The following is a 23,816-nucleotide window of genomic DNA, read 5'->3' as shown; positions in this document are numbered from 1 at the left end:
TAAAAATTATTATTTATGTGTTAGTATAATGTATCAAGAAGTAAGGGTGGTTCTATGAAAGTTTATGAATTTAACGTGAAGACAAAACTCCCCGACAAACTCCGTCCGCTGGAAATGATAGCCCACAACCTGTGGTACAGCTGGAACTGGGAAGCCAGAGAGCTTTTCCGCATGATAAGCATGGAGCTTTGGGAGCAATGCGAGCACAACCCCGTCTGGATGCTGTCGAAACTTACCGACAAAGACTTCCGCAGACTGGTTGGCGACCCTGTTTTCATGAATTTCATGGACAACGTATACGAACGCCTGAACGAATACAGAATGCTTCCCAAATGGTTTGACCTCGCCCACAGCGGCAAAAGGGAAGAGGGAATGCAGATAGCCTATTTCAGTGCGGAATACGGCATACACGAATCCGTTAAGCTCTATTCCGGCGGTCTCGGGGTTCTCTCCGGCGACCACTGCAAATCCGCAAGCGACCTTGGTCTGCCTTTTGTGGCGGTGGGTCTGCTTTACAGAAACGGGTATTTCCACCAGTATCTTAACTCCGACGGCTGGCAGCAGCAGTCGATTCCTTACAACGAATTTCACCGTATGCCCGTCTCACCTGTTAAGGACAAGGACGGCAACTCAATATATGTTAAAGTGCGCATAGCCGAAAATGATGTGGACGTTAAGGTCTGGAAAATGGAGGTCGGCGGGATAACCCTTTATCTGCTCGATACCGACCTTATCAGCAACACGCCCCAGAACAGAGGCATCACCGCACAGCTTTACGGCGGCGATTCAGATCTGCGTATGAAACAGGAGATAATTCTGGGCATCGCAGGGGTAAGGGCGCTGAAAGCCATCGGAATCAAACCCACCGTGTTCCACCTGAACGAAGGTCACCCGTCTTTTGCGGCTCTGGAGCGCATCAGGCAGTATGTTGAAGACGGAATGGGACTGCGCCATGCAGCGGAAGTGGTCAAAAAGAGCACTCTTTTCACCACCCACACACCCGTTCCCGCAGGTTTTGACGTGTTCAGCTTTGAACAGATAAAAAAATACCTCGGCCCCATATTCGAACCGTCAGGTTTCAATATCAACCAGATAATGGGCTTCGGCCGTGAGAACCCGTTCAACGAGTCCGAGGACTTTGCAATGGCCATCGCAGGCATCCGCCTCAGCACCTTCCGTAACGGCGTCAGTGCCCTCCACGGAGAGGTTTCAAGGCAGATGTTCAAGAACCTCTGGAGCAACGCTCTGGACGGTCATGTGCCGATAGGTCACGTTACGAACGGTGTCCACCTGCCTACTTTCATAGCCGAAAGTTTCAAGGCGATATACACCAGATACCTTTCAGAGGCATGGTACTACAAGCCCTATGACTTCGCAGTGTGGCAGGATATTGAAAAGATACCCGACAACGCATTTTTCGAAGCCAAACGCAAACAGAGGGAGAGGCTTGTCCTTTTTGCCCGTGAGAGGCTGAAAAAACAGGTTATGAAGCGTGGCGGAACCGCCAGCGAGATCACCAAGGCGGACGACGTTCTCAACACCGACACCCTCACCATCGGCTTCGCACGCAGATTTGCGACCTATAAACGCGGCTATCTGCTGTTCATGGACGAAGAGAGGCTGGCAAAAATACTGAATAATCCCGAAAAACCCGTTCAGATCATCATAGCGGGCAAGGCACACCCGAAGGATGACGGCGGAAAAGAGATCATCAAAAAGATATTCCATATCTGCCGCAAACCTGAATTCAGAGATAAAATAGTCTTCATTGAAGACTATGACATAGAAGTGGCCAGACACCTCGCCCACGGCGTGGATATTTGGCTGAACACCCCTCTGCGCCCCATGGAGGCATCAGGAACCAGCGGCATGAAGATAGCGGCCAACGGCGGCCTGAACCTGTCGATCCTTGACGGATGGTGGGCGGAAGGCTACAACGGCGAGACCGGATGGGCCATCGGAGCTGGCGAGGAGTACGACAGGCAGGAGTATCAGGATTTTGTCGAGAGCATGGAGCTTTACGACAAGCTTGAGAACGAGATAATCCCCCTGTTCTACAACCGTGACAGAGTTGGCATCCCCAGAGAGTGGACGCATATGATGAAGCAGGCTGTAAAGGTCTGCGCTGCATTCTTTAACACATCCAGAATGGTTGTCGACTACACTGATAAATATTATGTTCCTCTTCATGAGCTTTATGCCGATATCTCACCCAATGGTTTCGAAGGTGCGGCTAAGTATCTTGACTGGAAAGATAATGTTATCGGCGGATGGAGCGACATGGAGATAATAGAGACCAACGTCTATGCCGAATCCCTTGAAATGGGCGGCAGTGTGACATTTGAGGCGAGGGTTAGATCTCCTAAGATAGCTTCCGAAAGCTATGCTGTTTATGCTGTGGTTGAGTTTGACGGCGAAAGCGGAAAACTGACCAATCCGGAGTTCATCAGGCTGGATTTTGCAGAAAACGGCGGCGATGTCAGCACCTATAAAGCTGATTTCAGAATTGAGAACGCAGGCAAGATGAAGGTCGCTTTTGCGGTTGTTCCCTGCCATAAGTATCTCAAAAATATATTTGAGCTCAATCTGGTGATGTGGGCTAAATGAGAGAATACATTCCCCACTCAACGGGCTGCTTTATCTGCGGGCAGCATAATCCGGTGGGATTGAAACATAGGTTTTATGCAGAGAACGGAATGCTTTACAGCGATGTGTTCGTTCCGGCTGACTATTGCGGCTTCAAGGACGTTGTCCACGGAGGCATCTGCACGGCACTGCTTGACGAGACAATGGGGTGGGCTCCGTTCATTTTTGAGGAATCGCTGGACAGGCTGTGTTTCACACGCAGTCTGGAGGTTAAATTCCGGAAAAACACCCCAACCATGACCGAATTGCTGGTGGAAGCCAGATATCAGGGCATGAACAAAGGGATATGCGAGGTTGCGGGCGAGCTGAAAGACCTGTCCGGGAACGTTTACGCATCCGCCCACGGACGGTTCATACCGATTCCGCAGGAAAAAATGAATGAGACGATACAATACCTCATAATGGAGGAGGGTGTCGTTTATCACGAAAAATGCAGAAGGTATCTTAAGTGATTCGTGAAAACCGCAGGGACATGTTTCTGTTCCTGCTTCTTTTAAATCTTGCTGTTTACATCTCGTTTCAGAGCTGGTCGACCATATTCAACAACTTTGCGGTGGAAAATGCCGGAATAGACGGCTTTTATATGGGGCTGACCCAGTCTGTGCGGGAGATTCCGGGCTTTCTGTCCCTTCTGGTGATTCTGGCAATCGTTGTTCTGCCGGAGCATAAGCTGGCCGTTGTCAGTCTTATCGTTCTGGGGCTTGGAATCGCCGTTACCGGCTATCTGCCCACCCCTATGGGTGTCATAGTTTCAACTCTGATAATGTCTTTCGGGTTCCATTTCTTTGAAACGGTTAACCAGTCGCTGACCTTGCAGTATTTCAATAAACTTGAGACTCCGCTGGTTCTGAGCCGCCTGAGAAGTGTTGCCGCAGGCGGAAACATAGCTGCGGGAGTGCTGGTTATCGTTCTGCTCAAATTTATGGAATATAAGTATATTTTTCTTATAACCGGAATGCTTGCCGTTGCGGCGGGGCTCTACTGTCTGAAGCTGAACCCTGTGGATTCAAGCCTTCCCGTTCAGAAGAAAAAACTCCAGCTCAAGTGGAAATACTGGCTCTATTATGCGCTGACATTTCTTTCCGGAGCCAGAAGACAGGTTTTCACAGCCTTTGCAGTATTTCTTATGGTTGAGAAATTCGGATTTTCCACCAAAGAGATTGCAATTCTCTTCATCGTCAACAACATGGTCAGTTTCTTTTTTAACCCCGTCATCGGCAGAATGATCAATAAATACGGCGAGCGGAGACTGCTGAGTATCGAATACAGCACACTTGTTTTCGTTTTTATAGGCTATGCGTTCCTCGACAGCAAAATTCTTGTGGCTCTGCTCTACATCGTTGACAATCTCGTGTATAGTTTTGTCATATCCATCAGAACTTTTTATCAGAAAATAGCCGAACCGGAGGATTTTGCCAACGGTTCCGCCATGGGATTCACCATAAATCACATCGCCGCCGTTTTCATACCATTTGCGGGCGGGATTCTCTGGATGATAGACAAACGGATACCGTTCATCGTTGCCGCAGTGCTGACACTCATGTCGCTCGGCCTCACCCAGCTGATACCGTCTCATCTTCAAAAACACCAGAAGGCGTAGCATGGAGCCTGTCTATTACGAGACAAAACCCGCCGTACACCTTACGCCGTACATTTCGGCATACTGGGTTTCAAAAGGTTTTTATCGTGACACTGTCATGTTTCCTGTGTTTGCGGATGGATGCTGTGATATTATCTATGACCGCACTGAACATATCGCCAAAATGGTGGGCACAGGTGCGGAGCTTGCACATGTACCGCTGAACGGCATGGTGGATATGGCGGGTATACGTTTCCGTCCGGGCGGATTCACCGCTCTGACAGGCATTCCCGCCGGTGTAATAGCCGACGGAACTTTTCTTTCAGATATCCTTGAAAAAGGACTGGCCGAGCATATATCAAAACAGTTTGAAGCCGCCACAACGGAAGGGTTTGACCGGATATTCTCCGGCCTGATAAACAACCTTAACCCCTTGATAGCCTTCTGGCTGTCTGAATCCTTCGCCGGAATCGGCGACATATCTGACTATTTCAAATGTTCGGAGAAGACCGTCAGCAGGGCGTTTCTGGCGCACACAGGGGTGTCTCCGGTCAGAATGATAGCTGTTAAAAGGTTCAGACATGCTCTGGAACTTGTTCTCAGTGAAAAAAAGTCTATGACAGAAATAGCTTATGATTCCGGATACTGCGACCAGTCACACTTTATAAAAGATTTCAGAAGATTTGCCGGAACCAGACCGTCAGATTTTTTGCGGTATAAAGATTCGCTAGGTGTCCGATTTATACAATTTCCGTCAGGATGCTTATGATACTCTGGGATACGGAGGTGCTCTATGGTTAAATACGGCGGAACGGCTGTTCTGAGTGATGATGTGCGAGCGGCCATGGCGTTTTACAGGGATGTGATGGAGCTTGAACTGCTGATGGACAACGGTGAGCATGCGCTTTTCAAGTGCGGCGTAGCTGTCTGGAACAGAAGCATGGCTCAGGGGCTTATTTTCGGAAAGGTATCCGACGACAGGGCGGCGCTTTTCGAGCTGTTTTTCGAAAGTGACAGCATTCAGGCTGACTATGACAGGATATCAAAGTCGGCCAGAGTTGTGAATCCGCTGGCGGAGCAGCCATGGGGGCAGCTTACGTTCAGGATTACCGATCCGGACGGACATCTTATCGAAGTAGGTGAAAAACTTTCTGAAACCATCAGAAGGTTCAGGGCGCAAGGAATGACCGACGACGAGATAAGCGCACGGACTCATACGCCGAAGGAACTTCTGGACAGTTTATAAAATTAACTCCGCTTTGGCGGAGTTTTTTCGTTTTAATACTTGAAGAACTGACTAAGCGGTTGTATTATAAGCGCAAAATAGGGGAACTACGCTTATATGGATAACCGGATAATCATCAATTCTTATAAAACACTGCCCGATACTGTGGAGTGCTTTGTCACAACACGCCACGGAGGCTACAGCAAAGGGGAATACGGCAGTATGAACCTTGCGGTCAGCACAGGCGAAGACCACCGCATCGGCATGAAGAATATAGAGCTTCTTAAAACCGCCTTTAACCTTAAAACTCTGGTGAACCTCAATCAGGTGCACGGAAACAGGGTCTATGAGGTTACTTCCGGGAATTATCATGAGGTGATGTACAGCGAAGGGGACGGACTTTTCACCGTTGAAAAGAATGTTGCTCTCGGTGTGCTCACTGCCGACTGTTACAATGTCTTTATGGCGGGCAGAAAGGGCATAGCCGCTCTGCACTGCGGTCATAAATCCGTTTCATCCGACATTATGAGCGAGGCCATACGCATGTTCGAACGCCACGGCGATTTTCCCGTTTTCGCTGGAATAGGTCCCGGAATCTCATGCGAAAATTATGAGATAGGTCCCGAACTGGCCGACGTCTTCGGAAAAATCTGCCACGACAGCATAGTGGTCAAGGACGGCAGAATGTTCCTCAGCCTGCGCACCGTTATCGAGCAGAACCTCTCCAAAGCGGGCATAAGAAACATTGAACATATACGTAACTGCACATTTGCCGATCCCGACCTCTATTCCCACAGAAGGGACAAAGGGGTAACCGGACGCATGATGGGCGTTATCGTAAGGAGAGGCGATGTTCTCTGATCGGCTGGCCGAAATTCAGAAAAATATTGATGCTTCGCTGAAAAAAGCCGAAAGAAGTGATAAAGTAGATGTAGTGGCGGTGAGCAAATATTACCCCGCCGATGCCATAAAAGACGCATACGAACAGGGACACAGGGTGTTCGGTGAAAGCCGTGTTCAGGATGCGAATGAAAAAGTTGAAATATTGAAAGAGCTTAAAGAGCTTGAGTTTCATTTTATCGGTCATCTTCAGACCAACAAAGTGAAATATCTCGGCTCAAATTTCAGCCTGATCCACTCTGTTGACAGCGAAAGGCTGGCAGAGGAGCTTGATAAATATTTCGGCAAAATTGGTCGGATACAGGATATACTCGTTCAGGTGAATATAGCCGATGACCCTGATAAATCGGGTGTTTCGGGAGATGGAGCCGAGGCTCTTTGCGACAGGATCTCGCAGATGCCCAACCTTAGGATCAGAGGGCTGATGATGATTCCTCCGCTGACGGACGAGGAAGAGAAAAACAGGAAATATTTCGCTGCCATGAAAGAACTTTTCGACAGACTGTCTGTCGGTAAAGAGTACACCATGGAAATTTTATCCATGGGCATGAGCGATGATTACACAATTGCGGTTGAAGAGGGCAGTACCATGGTGCGCATAGGCACGGCTCTTTTCAGCGGAAGATAAAAGGGGATACAATGCCGATAATTTCAATGCTGATAAAATCTTATCTTGTCATTCTGCTTCTGCGCAGTGTCATGACCAGACAGGAGCTTTATTTTAACCCCATCGGCAAAATAGTGGGCAGACTCACCGATCCTCTTATTGAAAAAGCATTGAAACTGAACAAGAAAAACGCAGACAACCTTACATTCGTCTTCGTTCTGATTGCGGCGGTTCTCATTGCGCTGATGTATTACGCATTGGGCGGAATGAGCATTGCAGTCGCTTCGTTTTTTGCAGTTTCGGAGATGCTGACCTTCATGATGATGTTCTACATCGTCTGTATCATTCTCGGTGTTTTTGTCGGCAACAGCCGTATGTCATATTTTACAATGTATTTTAACCGTCTCGCATCCTTCTGGGTTAAGGCGGTAAGGGTTGTTTTTCCTATCAAAAGCAATGCGGTGGTCATTCCCGCCATATTGCTTGTTTTCGCATTTTTTACCGTGGTTAACGGAGCAGTAATTCTTTTTATGCAGCACGGAACAGATTTTTCATTTGTTTCATCCAGTCTTACTTCATCAATGTTCATGTCTCTCAAATCAGGTCTTTTGTCCATGGTCAGCCTTCTGGGTATCTATATCTGGATCATCATTATCCGCGCTCTTATGAGCTGGGTAAGCCCCGATCCTTCGAACCCCGTTGTTCAGACCATCCATGCGCTGACTGATCCGGTTCTGATACCCTTCAGCCGCATGATCCCCCCTTTGGGGCCGGTGGATTTAAGCCCTATGATCCTGATCTTCCTGCTGTATTTTCTCAAGAACATGCTCCTCAGGCTCATCGGAATGATGCTTTGACATCATACTGAAACGGCTGCCTTTTTACCGTGTGAAAGCACGGCGGCAGGTGCACGGAAATTCTGTGCAGGGGAGGCGGAGCATCCGCACCCGGAAAATACTAACTAAGAGGATTTTATGTGGATTTTCAGGGTCTTATACGCAATTTTCATAATGGTGGCATTCGTTTTGGCCAGAGACACTCTGGGCATAGAGATGCTTCCGGCAATTCTTTATTCTCTGGGAGTAATATTCGCAATCGTCTTTATCGAAACCTTAGTAGCTGATATCAAAAGCTATAAGTTCTTTGCGGGAGCTGTCGGCGCTATCCTGTTTCTGGTGATAGGCTATTCAATCGCATCAATATTTGATGCATATTTCAAAAACGAAGCTCTCAGGCTGGCTCTCTATTTCTTCGTACTGTATCTGGGTGTGAACACCGGACAAAAATTCTCATGGATTCTAGAGGGTGCTCTTTCAAAACTGATGGCGAAACAGCCGAAATTCATCAAATTCAGCGCTTCGCCCAAAATACTTGATACCTCAACACTTATTGACGGCCGCATGGCAGATATAGTCGATACGGGGCTTATTGAGGGCGGATTGGTGATCCCCACTTTCGTTCTGAAAGAACTCCAGAACATCGCCGACTCCCATGACCACCTTCGCAGACAGAAGGGACGCAGAGGACTGGACGTTCTCCAGAGGCTTCAGGAGCAGACCCTGCTGCCTGTTGAGATAAACAACAGCGATTTTCCTGATGTGGCAACGGTTGACGAAAAGCTTGTTGCTCTGGCAAAAAAGCTGAAAGCAGACATCATTACAACGGATTTCAACCTGCTTAAGGTTGCGGAAATTCAGAATATCAAGGTTCTGAACATAAATACCCTTTCAATGGCCATGCGCCAGTCGGTTCTTCCCGGTGAAGAGTTTGAGATAAGCGTGGTTAAAGAGGGTAAGGAGTCCAATCAGGGCGTGGGCTATCTGGACGATGGTACTATGGTTGTTGTCGAGAACGGCCGCAGACTGATAGGAAAATCTGTTAAAGTCAACGTTACCAGCCTTTTGCAAACTGAGTCCGGACGTATAATTTTCACTAAGGTGAAGTATTGAATATAACCGCAGTAATACCCGCCGCCGGAATGGGCAAACGTTTCGGCGGCGATGTTAAAAAGCAGTTTTTCGAAATTTTTGACCATACTGTTATGTATTACACCCTGAAGGCTCTGAACAGAGCCTATCCCTTCAAAGAATTTATCCTCGGCGCAAATCCTGACGACTTCTATTATCTCTATTCACAGCTTGCTCAGGCGGACATAAAGTCTTATCAGCTGGTGCAGGGCGGCGGCGAAAGATACGAAACTGTCTACAACTGTCTGAAAGCTGTAACCACAGAATACGTGCTGATACATGATGCTGTCAGGCCGTTCATAACTCCTGATGTGGTCCGCTCGGTGGTTGAGGCGGCAAAGGACACCGGAGCGGCTATATGCGGGCTTCAGGTGAGAGATACGCTGAAAAAGATAGCAAAAGACACGGTGGAAAAAACTGTCAGCCGTGACGAATATATCCTTTCTCACACACCGCAGGTTTTCAGAACCGCACTGCTTAAAAAAGCGGTTGAGAATGCTGACGAGCGGGGGATTCTCATCACTGACGAAGCGCAGGCGATGGAGCTTTACGGAGTGGATGTAAGATGGACGCCGTCACTGCCTGATAATATCAAAATAACCTATCTGAACGACATTAATATGACCGAAGGGCTTGTTAATAAGTATTTCGGGGAATGAGATTCTTCGCTTTGCTCAGAATGACGAAGACTTACAAAAGACTGTCATTCTGAGTGCAACGAAGAATCTCAATTGAAAAGGGAGCCGAAGCTCCCTGTATATTATTCTGAAACAACTGTAAATCTCTTTTTAATGTGTTTGGGGTTTTCCGCTTCATCAAGCATTGCTATTGCGTAGTCCGCATAGCTTATCTCGCTTTTTCCCTCGGAGTTGAGTATCAGTTCGTCTCCGCCGACCTTATATTTTCCCGTGCGTGTACCCTCATACATAAAAAAGGCGGCGGGACTTAAGAACGTCCAATTGACATCGTCACGTTTTTTAAGGGCATCAAACGCATCAGCCATGCTTGTTGCAACAGGTTTCCATGCGTCCGGAAATTCGGGTGTATCAAGCAGGCGAACCTTATGTTCAGCATCAACATAGAGGGTGCTGGCTCCGCCCACAACAAGCAGCCTGTTGGGTTTGCCCGACAGAATGTCCGCAAGATGCTTCATTGTAGTCTGGTGAAGCATCACATCATCGTTCATTCCGGTTCCGAATGCGTCTATTATAACTTCATTGTCCTTAAGGTCGTCATATGTCAGCGCAAGAATATCTTTTTCAATGATTCTGCCGCTGAAATCTCCGAGTTTTGATCTGTTCCTGACAACAGCCGTGACATCATGTCCCCTCAGCAGTGCCTCTCTGACCAGCATTTGTCCCTGTTTTCCCGTGGCTCCGATAACTGCAATTTTCATAACTTTCTCCTTGAAATCAGTATCAATAAGGATAAAGTATGTCCTTAGGGGCTTATTGTAAAGTAAGCACAAAAATGTGCTATAGTTACCTTTTGGATACTAATGGAGACTGACATGGTGAAACAACTGCCCGCATGCCCTGTGGAGCTGACTATTGATCTGCTGGGAAACAAATGGAAAGTTCTGATAATCCGGGATCTTATGGATGGAACAAAGCGTTTCGGAGAGCTGAAAAAGTCAATGGAAGGGATCACGCAGAAGGTTTTGACGGCGAATCTTCGTGATATGGAGGAGAACTGTCTGCTGACCAGAAAGGTTTATGCAGAGGTTCCGCCCAGAGTGGAATATACTCTGACCGACACCGGATACAGCCTGAGAACGGTTCTGGATTCGATGGCAGAGTGGGGCGACAGCTATAAGGAAAGGGTGAACGCCTAGTCCTCGGATCTCTGGGATACCGTCTTGTAGTAGTCCTGAAGTTTTTCGGTGAGCAGTTTGCATGTATGATACATTCCGGCGTTTATCCTTGTCTGGTAAACGCTGTCGGCTTCTATCTTAACATCTTCCGGTATAAACGTTTTATGCTGTCCCGTATGAAGGCATTCCGCCTTGGGGCAAAGGAATTTAACGGGGAGCATATCGCCGATGGTGCTCCATATGATAGGGTCTGCGCCGCAGCTGTTCTTTATCTTGTATGCGTATTCCAGAACCAGCGATTTAACAGCCGGCAGGAAGAGTTTTCCGATGAAAGATACCATCTCTCTGTCAGCATAGCCAAGCTCCGCAAGCTCATAGAGCGACTTGTGCACCTCAAGATTGGCGGGGTCTGTTTTGTTTATCTTAACCAGCTCCACAAAAAGGTTAACCGTTACCAGCAGGCGCAGGAAGAAGTTTTTTCTGTTCACCTGATCGAAGAATATAGGCACGGATTTGTCGCCGTCCGCATAGGTTTTCATCCGGATGGCTTCCTCGACAGTGTCGTCATTTATCAGAGACTTGGCTATTTTTGCCGAACGGTCGATGCAGTCGGGGTTATAGCCGCAGTCCATCAGTTCTGCGATGTTCTGCATTATTGAGGTGAGGGCAATTTTCATAAGGAAGCCGCCGGAATCGTCCGTCAGAATGTTGTGACGAGCGAAAGGCGAGAGGACAAGGCTTATGAATGCCGAGTTTATGTTGTCGGTTATCAGTTCACGCTTTTCAGTGGCGTTCTTGAACAGCTTTACCATGGCCATTATGCCGTCCGGGGAGGAGAGCATGTGGTCTATGGCTCTGTTGAAGACATCCATGGCCTTTATGTCGAATTTATTCTCTTTAATCTTGCTGTAAAAAGTGGCGAACTTGTCCTGAGTAAAGACAAAATCGTTAAGTATCATCCCCACGCGCTCATAGGACTTGCTCCGGTAATAGTTCAGTACATCGGACGTACATTCTATCTTTATGGGGGACGTGTGGAACCTGTCGTCGTTGACGTATCTGTCCAGCAGAGCCTCAAAATATTTGCCGACAGGCACTCCGGAGTTTATGAGTATCTTCCCCGTGGGGTCTGTGACCTCCGAGCCGAAAGACATGGGGTTTTTTAACAGAGAAAGGCCGTTTTTTGAGGTATATTCAACAAAGGAACGCCTGCCCATGCTTCTCAGCCGGGTTGGCAGTTCGTCTTCGGATAGTCCTGTATCAAGCGCAATCAGTTCAAATATATTGTTATGTTCGATATTTTTCATATCTTCTCACAGTAAACGATAAACATTGTAAATTATAGTATATATTTTTCATTTGAACAGCATTATTGTTCATATTCTCAGAATTACTGTTTCGAAATTGAACGTAATGCATTTTGTAAAGTCTTTGACTTGAAATGTAAGAGGTGATAAATAATTATGATGGATTTTAATATAGCTGAATACATACGGTTCATATCACTGGCAATAGTCCCTTTCATGTTCGCCATCACCGTGCATGAGTTTTCCCACGGCATGAGCGCATACCTTCTTGGGGACGATACGGCAAAAAGAGCAGGCAGGCTGACGCTTAACCCCATTGCGCATATAGACCTGTTCGGACTGCTGTTTTTAATCATAACCCGCCTTTTCGGCTGGGCAAAACCCGTTCCGGTGAACTACGCAAACCTTTACCGCAAAACAAGATACGGCCCTGCCATTGTCGCTGTTGCGGGTCCTGCATCAAACCTTGCGCTGGCGATAGTTTCAGCCGTTGCGCTCCGTCTGATGTATAATATTGAGGTTCAGGCGGACGGACTGGCATACAAGATTCTGGTGCCTCTGGCGGGGATGCTTAAGCTCTCGGTTTCAATCAACCTTGCGCTGTTCATCTTCAACCTGATCCCCATTCCTCCTCTTGACGGAGGCCGCATTGTTACGAATTTCCTTCCCTATGACAAAGCGGTGAAGTTTGCCGCCATCGAAAGATACGGTTTCATAATCATCCTTGTGCTGTTTCTGACAAGGGCGATTGACTATATCCTTATGCCTGTAATGAATTTTTTTATGAATATACTGCTGTAGAGGTTTTTTAGATGGAAAAAGTATTAAGCGGGATGCGTCCCACAGGCCGTCTGCATATCGGCCATTATTACGGAGCGCTTAAAAACTGGCTGGAACTTCAGGAGAAGCACGACTGCTTCTATTTTGTTGCGGACTGGCATGCGCTCACAACGAACTACGAAGATCCCGAAGATATAATAGAGAACCGCAGACAGCTCATCCTCGACTGGCTGAGTGTCGGCATCGACCCGAACAAATGCACAATGTTCGTTCAGTCCCATAACATTTATCATGCGGAACTGAGCCTTCTGCTCTCCATGCTGACACCCGTCAGCTGGCTTGAGCGATGCCCAACATACAAGGAGATCAAGCAGGAACAGACCAACAAAGACCTGTCGAACCTCGGTTTCCTGAGCTATCCGGTGCTTATGACGGCTGACATCATAATGTACAACGCAACCTACGTCCCCGTGGGCGAAGATCAGCTGCCCCACATCGAGATAAGCCGTGAGATAATCCGCAGGTTCCACCATCTCTATTCCTGCGAGGTGTTTACGGAGCCTAAGGGTGTTCTGACAGAAGTACCCAGACTCCCCGGACTGGACGGCAGAAAGATGAGCAAGAGCTACGGCAACGCCATCATGCTTTCAGAAGACCTGAAAGAGGTGGAGAGCAAGGTCAAGAAGATGGTGACGGATACCAACCGTCAGCGTCTGAAAGACCCAGGCAACCCCGAAGTATGCCCTGTTTTTGACTATCACAAAGTGTTTTCTACTGAAGAAGAGCGTGAGTATATCACTAAAGGATGCACATCAGCGGGAATTGGCTGTATGGAATGCAAAATGATCCTCTTCAAACACATGCAGGCTCTGCTTGAACCCATTCAGGAGCGCCGCCGAAAATTTGAAGCTGAAATAACCGATATCAACGAGTTCATAAAGCCCATGCAGGACAAGGCAAACGCCGAAGCCGCCTGCATGATGGAAAAAGTGAGGAAAGCTCTTAAAATATGAGCCGACTGCTCGATGTCAGGCTGGATAACTTCGAAGGCCCGTTGGACCTTCTCATCCACCTGATATATAAGAACGAACTTAATATTTACGATATCCCCATCGCCTTCATTGCCGGCCAGTTTGTCGATGCCGTGCGGGAGATGGAAAAGATGGATATTGAGGTGGCCGCCGAGTTTATAAACATGGCGTCATATCTCATATACCTTAAGTCCAGAATGCTCCTGCCGAAAGAGTCGCTTCCGATGGAAGAGCTTGATCCGGAAGAGGAAAAGTTTATCCTGACCCAGAGACTGGTGGAGTATTCGTTCTACAAGGACGTGGCGCAGCAGCTCAGGGAGCTTGAGGGCGACTCGGGCAAATATCTCATGCGCACCAGTTCCATCTATATCGAAAGGGAATCAATGCAGACCGAAGACCCTTACCGCATTGCAAACGCCTTTTTCAGCGTTCTGGAGAAAGAGACCATCAAACCCATGAAGTTTGAGAAGGATATCGTCGACGTTACCGATATCATCGCCAAAATAAAGGAGCTTGTCTTCGAAAAGCATAAGCTTTTCTGGACAGATATCGTTAAAACCTGCGTCAGCCGACGTGAGGTGGTCATCTCATTTCTTGCAGTGCTGGAGCTGATGCGTCTGGCGGTCATTCAGGCGATGCAGGCGGACACCTTCGGCGAGATAGTGATAGAAAACATAGCAGAGGCCGCAAATGGATAGAGAAAAAAAGATATTCTACAGCTCTCTGTTTCTGGCGGGGGAGCCGCTGGACAATAAATTTTTCAGAAAGATACTGGACCCCATAAACCTTGAGAACAGGTTGCTGGACTACACAGAGCAGTTCAACAACATGGGGCTGGGTATGAAGATACGTCAGGTATCCGGCGGTTTTCAGATGGTCACGGATAAGGAACTATTTACGGAGCTTGAGCCTTTCTTCGGTGAAAAGACGGAAAACCTGAGCCGTGCGTCTCTGGAAACAGCGGCGATAATAGCCTACAAACAGCCCATAACAAGGCTTGAAATAGATGAAATAAGGGGCGTTAACTCGTCAGGAACAGTGCGCTATCTGCTGGATAAGAACCTTGTGAAGGTCACAGGCAGAAAGGACGTTCCGGGAAAACCGCTTCTTTACAGCACAACCAAATTTTTCCTTGAATACATGGGAATCAACGATATTTCTGAACTGCCCACGTTCAGAGAGTGGCAGGAGTTAAAAAGCAGACAATGATAAGACTTAATAAATATTTAGCTGAAAACACATCACTTTCCAGAAGGGACGCCGACAAGGCCGTTGCCGACGGAAGAATAACCGTTAACGGTGTGCCCGCCGAAGGCCCCTGGGTTCAGGTTGACAGCTCATCCGTGGTTACTCTGGACGGAAAAAGGGTGGGGCTTGAGGACTATTTCTACTGGGCATTTTACAAGCCTGTGCAGATACTTACAGCTTACGGCGACGGACACGGCAAGGATACGCTGGAAGTTTTCCCCATGCTCGCCGAGAAAAAACCCGCATATTCCGGCAGACTGGACTATGAGAGCGAAGGGCTGATAATTTTCAGCAATGACGGCGATTTCATCCGCAAACTGCAGAAAAGTGAAGAAAAAATCCAGAAAGAATATATCGTAAGTGTAAGCAGACAGCTTACGCAGGAGCAGATAGACATCCTGAAAAAAGGTATAACCTACGAAGGCATCGACTATCTGCCGTGCATCGTTACCAAACAGGATGAAAAACGATACAGAGTCATCCTGCATGAAGGTAAAAAACGCCAGATACGCAACATGTTCCGCCATTTTCACATTCAGGTGAGAAGACTTAAAAGGGTGCGTGTCGGAAGGATCAACCTTGACGGGATGAAACCCGGCGAAATGAGGGTGCTTACCCAGAAAGACCTTGAGGGAATGATTTAATGTTCAGAGTAAGAGTTATACAGCAGTTCAACGGAGCACATAACCTCCGGAACTATAACGGAAAATGCGAAAACCTCCACGGTCATAACTGGCGTGTGGAAGCCTATCTTCAGGGCGACAAACTGAACGGAACCGAGATGCTGGTGGACTTCACCGTCCTTAAGAAAAGACTTAAAGACATACTTGAGGAACTGGATCATAAATACTTGAACGAACAGGTAGAATTTTTCGTCACACACAACCCGACCAGCGAGAACATCGCACGTTTCATATACGGACGTCTGAAAGAGACTTTCGGCACTCTCACAGAGAGGGTCGTTGTCTGGGAAACAGACGTTCAGGCGGCAGAATACTTTGAATAATTAAGATTCCCGGTCTACAATAAAGGAAAAAGGGTATCTGATGCTTTTTAAGCCCAAAGAACCTGATATTTTCGAAGCCCACAGCCTGTATGTCGACGGAAAATACGACAAAGCTCTGCAGGAGTACGAAATGTACTATGCGCAGAACGCCGACAGTACATCCGCACTGAGAATGATGGCGAACATCCATCTTATGGCGGAGGACAGGGCAAAGGCCGAATCGCTGCTGATAAGACTCGCCGACAAATATATTGATTCGGGGCAGTATTACAGTGCCCTGAATGTTATCTCACGCATGCTGCTCTTTTCGGCGGATAAGCAGAAACTCTACAGGCAGGCAGCAGAAACCTACACAAAACTTAACCGCCCCAAGCTGGCCACCAGATATATCTTCGCTCTGGCCGATATGTTTAAATCCGCAGGGAAATTTTCCGAATGTTCAGCGATACTCATGGAAATTGCCAAAGCAAACCCCAAAGATGAGAAGATCTTAACCAAGATATTGCGCAAACTTACCGTTCTGGGGATGCACAGGGAAATATCAGAAATACTGACAATGTCTGCGGAAAACGGTGCTCTTCCGGATTATGAAATTGATGACGTAACCGTATATCTGCTGGAATCAAACTGCCCCGCCGATCTGGTAATGCCTTTTGTAAAGGGGCTTCTCCGCAGAAACCCCCATAGCTTTGAGGTCGCCGAACACACGCTCATCAGCCATCTCAGCAGAAACTTTGACCCGCAGGAGTTCGTGGAAACGGTTGCTCTCGCTCCTTCTCAGGAGACCAGAAAGCTGACCCTTGCACTGCGGGAGGTAATAGCCGACAAGGCAATCCTGAGCCATCTGCTTTTCATCGAAGCGGAAACAGGCGACAGAGACAGAATTAAAGGCGTTATTTATGAAATGTTTCTGGAAAACGCAATCGATATGGACGCAATAGCTGACATATGCCGCAGAGCCGGAAACGATATCGCTCTGGAAGAAGCCTCGAAGATGATAGCATCGACCGATGTGAAACAGACAGCTCCGGAAAAGACAGAAGAACCCGTTCATGAAACCGTTGACTACAGCTCTGTCCCGTTTGAACTGGAAACATTTGACAAAAGTGAAGATATAGCGTCTTTCGAGCCTGTGGCTCTGGATCTGTTCGAAACGGACGATTCCGCCCCCAAAGTGGCTGTCAGTCTTGATATAGCGGACGATTTCGGATTTTCAGATTCTCAGTCGGCATCTGCCGATACACCAGGCGGTTTTGAAGCATTCGGCTTCGAAACACCGGAACAGCCTCAGGAAGCTGGTTTCAGCGGTTTTGAAGACGAGAACTCCGGAAACATCACCATAAAGGATGACGACTTTTTCAGCACCCCCGAAAAAGAGGCTGAAAAACCTCATGAGGTCGAAACAATAAAATTTGACGAGAACGAGCTGAAAGAAGCATCGGAAAAAGAAGAAAAGGGGAAGAAGGATTTCTTCTCTCTGGAAATGGAAGGCTGACAAAGTGGTATTCAGATTCAGACCAAGGTTCTCCCGCCTTTCAGGGATAAACTGGAAAAATAAATATATCTACATGGGGATATTGGCTATCCTGCTCATTTTCAACCTGATAGCAGGTTCAGAACTTCTGGATAACGATTTCCCGCTCTATTCGAACATATCCATCTTCCTGCTGGCAAACATAAACCTTATCCTCCTGCTGGCCGTTTTCATTCTGATATTCCGTAACCTCGGAAAGCTGTTCATCGACCGGAAAAAGAATATTTTCGGTGCAAGGCTCCAGACAAAGCTTGTCACTTTCTCAATAATTCTGGCGGTTATTCCCGCAGTCATAGTTTTCGTATTCAGCAATAAGATAATCGGTAAAAATATTGATAAATGGTTCAATTCCCAGATTCAGCAGGCTCTTGAAAGCTCCATGAACCTCATGCAGGTGTATCAGACACAGGCAGAGAGCTACGTTGTTGAGCAGGGCGGGCTTCTGGCCAGCTTTATTTCATCAGGTGATTTCGTCTACAGGAACAACCATCCTAAAATGGAGAAATTCATTAAAGGCTACATGGAAAAGGACAGGGTGGACGGAATATATATCTACAACAGATACGGCGAAAGGATACTCAGCCTCCACAAAAGCAGAGACCGCATAAACAACATTGTCACCAATAAGGTGGTCAACAAAATCCTTAAAAAGGAACTGATAGCCCGCTACGATATGGTTAATAACAGGCCTGTCTACTGGGTGGGGCATCCGGTCTATTCCGGCAAAAATGCCAGCCGGATAGTCGGCGCTGTTGTGGTCTATAAGCGTTTCCCGAAAAATCAGGCTGAGGATGTGGCCAATATCCTTAAATCCTATAATACATACAGGCAGACGGAGCATTTCATCTATCCGGTGAAAAACTCTTTCAAGGCCGTAACGACCCTTATGACGTTGTTTGTTATGTTTGCCGCCATATGGGGCAGCATGGTCTATGCAAAGAGCATCACAAGGCCTATAGAGAGTCTCGCATCGGCATCTTCCGCCGTGTCGAAGGGTAATCTGGACGTTGAGGTGGAGGTTCAGGGCAACGATGAGCTGGCATATCTCGGCCGTTCGTTCAACTCTATGATAAAAAGACTTAATGCTCACAACACAGAGCTGAACCTGAAAAATGAAAAACTGTCCGAAATGTTCATGCAGATAACCAGGGACAACCAGTATATCGATTCGATATTCAAAAACGTTAAATCCGCAATTTTCCTTTATACGCACAGCTTTGAGCTGTTGAAACAGAACGACTATGCGGAGACTGTTCTGGAATACGCAAACGAGGCGTTTCTGTCGTCCGTTCTCACTCCTGCGGCTCTTTTCATAGACTCTGATGAGCGGGAGTCCCAGTTTCAGATAGAGATACTTCTGAAAGGCGAACTGCGCACCATGACCACTACGATAACAAAGATATTCAGCCACGACGGCAACGTTGACAACCTCGTAATCGTTCTGGACGACATAACCGATCTGCTGAATTTTCAGCGTGTGGGTATCTGGAAAGAGATAGCAACCCGTATCGCACATGAGATAAAAAACCCGCTTACGCCCATAAAGCTCACTGCGGAAAGGATAAAACGTAAAGCTGTGATGGGCACGGGCGATCCGGAGACCATCGTCTCCAGCATGGATACCATCATAGCCGAAGTTGAAAGCCTTCAAAGCATGGTGAACGAGTTCAACATGTTTGCCCGTCTGCCCGAACTTAAAATGGTTCAGTTCGGCCTGAAGGATCTTTTTGAGGAGATACTGGCTTTCTATAAGGGTTCCAACCAGAAAGCCGACATAGAGATAGACTGTCCGGAAGTGATGTTCATAGGCGACAAGTCTCAGCTTAAAAGAGTTTTTATCAATCTTGTAAACAATTCCATTGACGCTATGAACCAGAAAGGTAAAATAACCGTCAAAGTAACCGAGGATGATAACAACATCAGAATCGATTACGGAGATAACGGAGAGGGTATCCCGCAGGAGGACATCGGCAGGGTATTCATTCCGTATTTCAGCAAAAAGCCGGACGGCACAGGGCTGGGACTGGCAATTGTTAAGAAGATAATAGAGGTTCACAACGGAACTATCACCGTTGAGAGCGAATACGGACAATATACTCGCTTCCTGATGGAATTTCGTAAGGCTTAGGGGTTTATGGCAAGAATTCTAATTATTGATGACGAAAAAGGGATCTGCACCGCTATCAAGGATATCCTCGAAGACGAAGGATATACCGCCGACTATGCGCTGACTTTTGCAGACGGTTTCGCACAGCTTAAAAAGAACGTCTACGATATCCTGTTTCTGGATATCTGGCTGCCCGACAAGGACGGCATAGACGGTCTGCGTGACATCAAAAGCTATTTTCCTGACCTCGAAGTGGTCATAATCAGCGGTCACGGAAACATTGAGAACGCTGTTGAGGCCACACGCAGAGGTGCATACGACTTCCTTGAAAAACCTCTTTCTCTGGAGAGAATACTCCTTATCGTCAAGCATCTTACCGACAAGTTTCAGCTTATGCACGTTTTGCGTGAGACCAGAAGCGACCTTATCAAAAAATATGATATAATCGGCGTGAGCCGCCCCGTAACAGAACTTAAAAAGAAGATAGAAAAGATAGCCCCCACAAACGCCTGGGTGCTCATAAACGGCGAGAACGGCACCGGAAAGGAACATGTGGCCAGACTTATCCATATGCTCAGCCGCAGGTCGAAAGAAGCCTTCGTGGAAATAAACTGTGCGGCCATCCCATCAGAACTTCTTGAAACCGAGATGTTCGGGCATGAAAAAGGCTCATTCACTGGCGCCGTGTCCCAGAAGACAGGAAAATTTGAGGAGGCCGACAACGGAACCCTTTTTCTGGATGAAATAGGGGACATGTCGCAGCCTTCACAGGCAAAACTGCTTCGTGTGCTTGAAAACAACAGCTTTACAAGGGTAGGCGGCAATGCACCAATCAAGTCCGATTTCAGGCTCATAACCGCAACAAACAAGAACCTTGAGGAGGAGATCGAAAGCGGCAGTTTCCGCGAAGATCTCTATTACAGGATAAACGTCGTCCCTCTGACAGTTCCGCCTCTGCGTGAACGCAAAGAGGACATCCCGATACTGATGCAGTATTTCATCCGTGAGGCATGCTCACTGAACGGCCTTGAGCTTAAAAAGGTCAGCTTTCAGCTGATGGAGCTTTTTATGGCGTTTGAGTGGCCTGGAAACGTGCGTCAGCTTAAAAACCTCATAGAGCGGATGGTTGTGCTTTCCGAGCACGAAACGATGGACATTGACGATGCTCCCGATTTCCTGCGTGCACTGGAAGAGGAAAAATTCGATTCCGAAAACGGCGCCGCACTGAGAAACGCAAAGGAAAACTTTGAAAAACAGTATATTCTTCAGACTCTTCAGGCTAATGACTGGAACATAAGCCAGTCGGCGAAGATTCTTGAGATAGAGCGGACGTATCTGCACCGCAAAATTAAAGTATATGGGCTGGAAAAATATAAACCGGCCGAAGGAAGAGGATAATGGTTAAGTATCTTGTTGGTTCTGTTCTAGTTTTATTGCTCGCCGCCGCCGTCGTTTTCTATATGGTGAAAAGACCCGGTGTTGCGGAAAAAGTTGATGCTGCGGCAAATGTTCCCGGAGGAAAGATTGAGAAAGCTGAAATAGTTAAAGATCCTAACAGTGATATGTATTACCTCAAAATCACCGATATGCAGCTTGCCGGAGGGATGAAGCAGGGCGACACTATCTGCGATGCTAACGTTGATATATATTTCCCTACCGAATCCGATGCAAAACTGGTTCTTAAAAACAGAAATAATATTGCACCTTTTCTCGCCTCCGGACTTGTGAACCGCACTCCTACAGATGCCATGATGTACGAAACTCAGGACGAAATGGCGAAAGCACTTGTGGACGGTTATGCTAAAAAATTTAATATCAAAACAATTAAAGGCATGATCTTTTCGTCTATCACCTGCGGTGTCCGTCAGTAATCAATTCTCTTGACTTTTACCTTTCTTGGATTATGATACCCATATGCGAACAACTGTTCGCATATGGGGGATTTTATGACAGAAAGGCAGAAAATGTTCGTCAAATTCATCGATAACTTCATAAAGGATAACGGATATTCTCCTTCCGTCCGTGAAATTGCAAAAGGGATGGGGCTGTCTTCAACTGCCAGCGTTAAGACCATGCTGGACAGGCTGACGGAATCCGGTGCTCTTAAAAGAGCGGGCAATGTCGCAAGAAGCCTTGATACCGGTTCTGCCGGAGTGCCTGTTCTCGGTCGTATCAAAGCTGGCGTACCTGTCACCTCTGAGGAGAACATCGAAGGCTACATCCGAATGGACAGAACCCTGTCCGACGGCCACTTTTTTCTGCGTGTTGACGGCGAAAGTATGAAAGACAAGGCCATTCTGGACGGCGACTGTGTGCTCATCCGTCAGACCGAATATATCGAAGACGGGCAGATAGGTGCTTTCAGGCTGAACGGTGAGGTCACTCTTAAAACCTTTGAAAGAACATCCGCAGGTATCTTTCTTATGCCTGCAAACCCCGATTTCGCACCTATTCCTGTCACTGAGTATGACGACTTTCAGGTTATAGGCAGTGTCAAAATGGTGATACGTTCTCTGGAGGGCGGCTATGATATTGAACCTGCATGAGAAAGTGCGTGTGGGGGCGGTGTTCGACAGCAGTCCGAGACCGGTATGGTTCAGTCTCAACGGCGAAAAGGTCACCGTTAAGGAGATATGCTACCGCTGGAAGGAGAGGGAAGGTACGGACATCATCCACAAATACACTGTAACGGATGGTTTCAATGTTTTTGAGCTGTCTTTCAGCGCACTGGAGGCCTGCTGGTATCTGGAGGCTATGGACGGAGACGGCAGATGATACTCTGCATGGATATGGACGCCTTCTTTGCGTCTGTTGAGCAGTCTTCGAATCCGTCTCTGCGTGGTAAACCAATAGCCGTTATAGGGGCGAAGGAACGCACTGTGGTTGTCACCAGCTCATATGAAGCCCGTGCCTGCGGCGTTAAGACAGGAATGAATAAGTTTGAGGCGTTAAAGGTGTGCCCGCATGTAACGCTTGTCATTGCGAATCCCAGAAAATATACTTATATATCAACTGAAATAACCAGATATCTTAAAACCATCACTCCTGATGTGGAGTGTTATTCCATAGACGAGGCGTTTCTGGATCTGTCTAAAATCGATATCAGCGCAGTTGATGCCGCCTACATGATAAAGTCCTTTGTTAAAAAGACATTTAACATTACCTGCTCGGTGGGTGTCGGCCCGAATAAGCTGATAGCAAAGATGGCCAGCGGCGTGAACAAACCTGACGGGTTTTACATGGTGGAACAGGACGAAGTTCTGGATTTTATAGATAATTTTGAACTGGGTGACATCTGGGGAATAGGGCGCAGGCTTGCCAGAAGATTCAGGGATCTGGGTATTTTTTCTCCGAAAGACCTGAGAGATTTCGGACAGGAACGTCTGGAGGAAATGTTCGGAGTGAACGGCACAAGGCTTTATAACATGGTATGCGGGCAATACGGCGACGGTGTGGTCTCTGAGGAGGCTCCCGTAAAATCCATCGGCCACAGCATGACAATGCCTGTGTTTGTCACCACCAGAGAGGATGCGCTTAATTATCTTTTACAGCTTTCCGAGATGGTTTCAGCCCGTGCCCGAAAGAACGGATTTGCCGGAAAGACCATTCATGTATGCATAAGGGACACTGAAATGTCCACCATCGGCAAGCGGAAAACCTTCGGTTTTTTCACATCGGCAACTCATCATATATACGAGGAGGCGGTGTCTATTTTTGATGAAATCTGGGATAAAACACCCATAAGACTGCTTGGTATTACAATAGGAAGTCTTGTTTCAGAATATGTTGCACTCTCAAATATAATGGATGACTTTCAAAAATATCCTCAACTTTATGATGCAATAGATAAAATAAACTCAAAATACGGCAAGAATGCGGTCTCTTTTGCCTCTGTGCTCAACTGTAAAAGAATAGGTGCAAAAACCATCTCTCCCGCATGGAGACCGGAGGGCACCAGAAACGTCGATTTTACCTCTGATTAATTAAAACAAAAGGTATATTTTCCGTAAAAAAGAGAGCTGTTTTCTTGACTTGATATAGCAAATCAATTAGTATCGTTGGACAT

At 47.2% G+C, this 23,816-nt stretch carries 26 protein-coding genes; 24 read left to right on the top strand and 2 right to left on the bottom strand.

What is annotated here, in order from left to right; translation table 11 throughout:
- The first annotated feature begins 54 nt into the window (after nt 1-54).
- The 10 genes from glgP to ispD all read left to right on the top strand — a co-directional run bounded on the left by glgP (nt 55) and on the right by ispD (nt 9,583).
- Nucleotides 55-2,607 (top strand): alpha-glucan family phosphorylase, encoded by a 2,553-nt coding sequence (glgP, locus tag C8D98_RS08325; protein ID WP_132873672.1) that lies wholly within the window; start codon nt 55-57, stop codon nt 2,605-2,607.
- Nucleotides 2,604-3,098: a PaaI family thioesterase gene (locus tag C8D98_RS08320; RefSeq protein WP_132873671.1), complete on the top strand. Its 495-nt coding sequence runs from the start codon at nt 2,604-2,606 to the stop codon at nt 3,096-3,098. The genes glgP and C8D98_RS08320 overlap by 4 nt, the downstream gene beginning before the upstream one ends.
- Complete coding sequence (locus tag C8D98_RS08315; RefSeq protein WP_243640943.1) at nt 3,095-4,246, top strand: MFS transporter; 1,152 nt, start codon at nt 3,095-3,097, stop codon at nt 4,244-4,246. The genes C8D98_RS08320 and C8D98_RS08315 overlap by 4 nt, the downstream gene beginning before the upstream one ends.
- A gap of 1 nt (nt 4,247) precedes the next feature.
- A complete protein-coding gene (locus C8D98_RS08310) occupies nt 4,248-4,994 on the top strand; it encodes a helix-turn-helix domain-containing protein (RefSeq protein WP_132873670.1) in 747 nt (248 codons plus the stop codon).
- A gap of 24 nt (nt 4,995-5,018) precedes the next feature.
- Nucleotides 5,019-5,471 (top strand): VOC family protein, encoded by a 453-nt coding sequence (locus C8D98_RS08305; protein ID WP_132873669.1) that lies wholly within the window; start codon nt 5,019-5,021, stop codon nt 5,469-5,471.
- A 96-nt stretch (nt 5,472-5,567) separates the two neighbouring features.
- Complete coding sequence (locus C8D98_RS08300; RefSeq protein WP_132873668.1) at nt 5,568-6,311, top strand: purine nucleoside phosphorylase YfiH/LACC1 family protein; 744 nt, start codon at nt 5,568-5,570, stop codon at nt 6,309-6,311.
- Entirely contained in the window at nt 6,301-6,978 is a 678-nt protein-coding gene (locus C8D98_RS08295) for a YggS family pyridoxal phosphate-dependent enzyme (RefSeq protein WP_132873667.1), read from the top strand. The genes C8D98_RS08300 and C8D98_RS08295 overlap by 11 nt, the downstream gene beginning before the upstream one ends.
- 11 nt (nt 6,979-6,989) lie before the next feature.
- Nucleotides 6,990-7,814 carry a YggT family protein gene (locus tag C8D98_RS08290; RefSeq protein ID WP_132873666.1) on the top strand — a complete coding sequence of 275 codons (825 nt, stop codon included), beginning with the start codon at nt 6,990-6,992 and terminating at the stop codon, nt 7,812-7,814.
- Between the two features lie 117 nt (nt 7,815-7,931).
- Nucleotides 7,932-8,906, top strand: coding sequence for a PIN/TRAM domain-containing protein (locus C8D98_RS08285; protein WP_132873665.1), 975 nt, complete (start codon nt 7,932-7,934; stop codon nt 8,904-8,906).
- A complete protein-coding gene (gene ispD, locus C8D98_RS08280; protein WP_132873664.1) occupies nt 8,903-9,583 on the top strand; it encodes a 2-C-methyl-D-erythritol 4-phosphate cytidylyltransferase in 681 nt (226 codons plus the stop codon). The genes C8D98_RS08285 and ispD overlap by 4 nt, the downstream gene beginning before the upstream one ends.
- Nucleotides 9,584-9,684: 101 nt before the next feature.
- On the opposite strand, the gene C8D98_RS08275 is transcribed toward ispD, so the two are convergent.
- Entirely contained in the window at nt 9,685-10,320 is a 636-nt protein-coding gene (locus C8D98_RS08275; RefSeq protein WP_132873663.1) for an NAD(P)-dependent oxidoreductase, read from the bottom strand.
- Nucleotides 10,321-10,434: 114 nt separating this feature from the next.
- Here C8D98_RS08275 and C8D98_RS08270 point away from each other — a divergent pair, with 114 nt between their 5' ends.
- The gene (locus tag C8D98_RS08270; RefSeq protein WP_132873662.1) at nt 10,435-10,758 is read left to right on the top strand and encodes a winged helix-turn-helix transcriptional regulator; all 324 of its coding nucleotides are present in this window, start codon (nt 10,435-10,437) and stop codon (nt 10,756-10,758) included.
- Here C8D98_RS08270 and C8D98_RS08265 read toward each other — a convergent pair.
- A complete protein-coding gene (locus tag C8D98_RS08265) occupies nt 10,755-12,044 on the bottom strand; it encodes a hypothetical protein (protein WP_132873661.1) in 1,290 nt (429 codons plus the stop codon). The genes C8D98_RS08270 and C8D98_RS08265 overlap by 4 nt on opposite strands.
- A gap of 156 nt (nt 12,045-12,200) precedes the next feature.
- Here C8D98_RS08265 and C8D98_RS08260 point away from each other — a divergent pair, with 156 nt between their 5' ends.
- The 13 genes from C8D98_RS08260 to C8D98_RS08200 all read left to right on the top strand — a co-directional run bounded on the left by C8D98_RS08260 (nt 12,201) and on the right by C8D98_RS08200 (nt 23,733).
- Nucleotides 12,201-12,845: a site-2 protease family protein gene (locus tag C8D98_RS08260; protein WP_243640942.1), complete on the top strand. Its 645-nt coding sequence runs from the start codon at nt 12,201-12,203 to the stop codon at nt 12,843-12,845.
- A gap of 11 nt (nt 12,846-12,856) precedes the next feature.
- Entirely contained in the window at nt 12,857-13,837 is a 981-nt protein-coding gene (trpS, locus tag C8D98_RS08255; RefSeq protein ID WP_132873659.1) for a tryptophan--tRNA ligase, read from the top strand.
- Nucleotides 13,834-14,553 (top strand): segregation and condensation protein A, encoded by a 720-nt coding sequence (locus C8D98_RS08250; RefSeq protein WP_132873658.1) that lies wholly within the window; start codon nt 13,834-13,836, stop codon nt 14,551-14,553. The genes trpS and C8D98_RS08250 overlap by 4 nt, the downstream gene beginning before the upstream one ends.
- Nucleotides 14,546-15,064 (top strand): SMC-Scp complex subunit ScpB, encoded by a 519-nt coding sequence (gene scpB, locus C8D98_RS08245; protein WP_132873657.1) that lies wholly within the window; start codon nt 14,546-14,548, stop codon nt 15,062-15,064. Before C8D98_RS08250 ends, scpB begins: the two co-directional genes overlap by 8 nt.
- Nucleotides 15,061-15,747: a pseudouridine synthase gene (locus C8D98_RS08240; RefSeq protein WP_132873656.1), complete on the top strand. Its 687-nt coding sequence runs from the start codon at nt 15,061-15,063 to the stop codon at nt 15,745-15,747. Before scpB ends, C8D98_RS08240 begins: the two co-directional genes overlap by 4 nt.
- Entirely contained in the window at nt 15,747-16,109 is a 363-nt protein-coding gene (queD, locus tag C8D98_RS08235; RefSeq protein WP_132873655.1) for a 6-carboxytetrahydropterin synthase QueD, read from the top strand. Before C8D98_RS08240 ends, queD begins: the two co-directional genes overlap by 1 nt.
- Nucleotides 16,110-16,149: 40 nt before the next feature.
- Nucleotides 16,150-17,604, top strand: coding sequence for a tetratricopeptide repeat protein (locus tag C8D98_RS08230; RefSeq protein WP_132873654.1), 1,455 nt, complete (start codon nt 16,150-16,152; stop codon nt 17,602-17,604).
- Between the two features lie 4 nt (nt 17,605-17,608).
- Nucleotides 17,609-19,771: a sensor histidine kinase gene (locus C8D98_RS08225; protein ID WP_243640941.1), complete on the top strand. Its 2,163-nt coding sequence runs from the start codon at nt 17,609-17,611 to the stop codon at nt 19,769-19,771.
- Between the two features lie 6 nt (nt 19,772-19,777).
- Nucleotides 19,778-21,148: a sigma-54-dependent transcriptional regulator gene (locus C8D98_RS08220; protein WP_132873652.1), complete on the top strand. Its 1,371-nt coding sequence runs from the start codon at nt 19,778-19,780 to the stop codon at nt 21,146-21,148.
- Entirely contained in the window at nt 21,148-21,621 is a 474-nt protein-coding gene (locus tag C8D98_RS08215) for a hypothetical protein (protein WP_132873651.1), read from the top strand. The genes C8D98_RS08220 and C8D98_RS08215 overlap by 1 nt, the downstream gene beginning before the upstream one ends.
- Nucleotides 21,622-21,696: 75 nt before the next feature.
- On the top strand, nt 21,697-22,296 hold the full coding sequence (gene lexA, locus C8D98_RS08210) for a transcriptional repressor LexA (RefSeq protein ID WP_165871241.1): 600 nt from the start codon (nt 21,697-21,699) through the stop codon (nt 22,294-22,296).
- A complete protein-coding gene (locus tag C8D98_RS08205) occupies nt 22,277-22,525 on the top strand; it encodes a hypothetical protein (RefSeq protein ID WP_132873649.1) in 249 nt (82 codons plus the stop codon). Before lexA ends, C8D98_RS08205 begins: the two co-directional genes overlap by 20 nt.
- Nucleotides 22,522-23,733 carry a DNA polymerase Y family protein gene (locus C8D98_RS08200; RefSeq protein WP_132873648.1) on the top strand — a complete coding sequence of 404 codons (1,212 nt, stop codon included), beginning with the start codon at nt 22,522-22,524 and terminating at the stop codon, nt 23,731-23,733. Before C8D98_RS08205 ends, C8D98_RS08200 begins: the two co-directional genes overlap by 4 nt.
- Nucleotides 23,734-23,816: the final 83 nt, after the last annotated feature.

It is taken from the genome of Seleniivibrio woodruffii, assembly GCF_004339245.1.
GTDB lineage: Bacteria > Chrysiogenota > Deferribacteres > Deferribacterales > Geovibrionaceae > Seleniivibrio > Seleniivibrio woodruffii.
Note: the sequence above shows the minus strand (reverse complement) of the source record. Positions and strands in the feature narration are given on the sequence as shown.

Coding starts and splice junctions, on each gene's coding strand:
- glgP (WP_132873672.1), top strand. CDS start 55: ATGAAAGTTTATGAATTTAACGTGAAGACAAAACTCCCCGACAAACTC.
- C8D98_RS08320 (WP_132873671.1), top strand. CDS start 2,604: ATGAGAGAATACATTCCCCACTCAACGGGCTGCTTTATCTGCGGGCAG.
- C8D98_RS08310 (WP_132873670.1), top strand. CDS start 4,248: ATGGAGCCTGTCTATTACGAGACAAAACCCGCCGTACACCTTACGCCG.
- C8D98_RS08305 (WP_132873669.1), top strand. CDS start 5,019: ATGGTTAAATACGGCGGAACGGCTGTTCTGAGTGATGATGTGCGAGCG.
- C8D98_RS08300 (WP_132873668.1), top strand. CDS start 5,568: ATGGATAACCGGATAATCATCAATTCTTATAAAACACTGCCCGATACT.
- C8D98_RS08295 (WP_132873667.1), top strand. CDS start 6,301: ATGTTCTCTGATCGGCTGGCCGAAATTCAGAAAAATATTGATGCTTCG.
- C8D98_RS08290 (WP_132873666.1), top strand. CDS start 6,990: ATGCCGATAATTTCAATGCTGATAAAATCTTATCTTGTCATTCTGCTT.
- C8D98_RS08285 (WP_132873665.1), top strand. CDS start 7,932: ATGTGGATTTTCAGGGTCTTATACGCAATTTTCATAATGGTGGCATTC.
- C8D98_RS08275 (WP_132873663.1), bottom strand. CDS start 10,320: ATGAAAATTGCAGTTATCGGAGCCACGGGAAAACAGGGACAAATGCTG.
- C8D98_RS08270 (WP_132873662.1), top strand. CDS start 10,435: ATGGTGAAACAACTGCCCGCATGCCCTGTGGAGCTGACTATTGATCTG.
- C8D98_RS08265 (WP_132873661.1), bottom strand. CDS start 12,044: ATGAAAAATATCGAACATAACAATATATTTGAACTGATTGCGCTTGAT.
- C8D98_RS08260 (WP_243640942.1), top strand. CDS start 12,201: ATGATGGATTTTAATATAGCTGAATACATACGGTTCATATCACTGGCA.
- trpS (WP_132873659.1), top strand. CDS start 12,857: ATGGAAAAAGTATTAAGCGGGATGCGTCCCACAGGCCGTCTGCATATC.
- C8D98_RS08250 (WP_132873658.1), top strand. CDS start 13,834: ATGAGCCGACTGCTCGATGTCAGGCTGGATAACTTCGAAGGCCCGTTG.
- scpB (WP_132873657.1), top strand. CDS start 14,546: ATGGATAGAGAAAAAAAGATATTCTACAGCTCTCTGTTTCTGGCGGGG.
- C8D98_RS08240 (WP_132873656.1), top strand. CDS start 15,061: ATGATAAGACTTAATAAATATTTAGCTGAAAACACATCACTTTCCAGA.
- queD (WP_132873655.1), top strand. CDS start 15,747: ATGTTCAGAGTAAGAGTTATACAGCAGTTCAACGGAGCACATAACCTC.
- C8D98_RS08230 (WP_132873654.1), top strand. CDS start 16,150: ATGCTTTTTAAGCCCAAAGAACCTGATATTTTCGAAGCCCACAGCCTG.
- C8D98_RS08220 (WP_132873652.1), top strand. CDS start 19,778: ATGGCAAGAATTCTAATTATTGATGACGAAAAAGGGATCTGCACCGCT.
- C8D98_RS08215 (WP_132873651.1), top strand. CDS start 21,148: ATGGTTAAGTATCTTGTTGGTTCTGTTCTAGTTTTATTGCTCGCCGCC.
- lexA (WP_165871241.1), top strand. CDS start 21,697: ATGACAGAAAGGCAGAAAATGTTCGTCAAATTCATCGATAACTTCATA.
- C8D98_RS08205 (WP_132873649.1), top strand. CDS start 22,277: ATGATATTGAACCTGCATGAGAAAGTGCGTGTGGGGGCGGTGTTCGAC.
- C8D98_RS08200 (WP_132873648.1), top strand. CDS start 22,522: ATGATACTCTGCATGGATATGGACGCCTTCTTTGCGTCTGTTGAGCAG.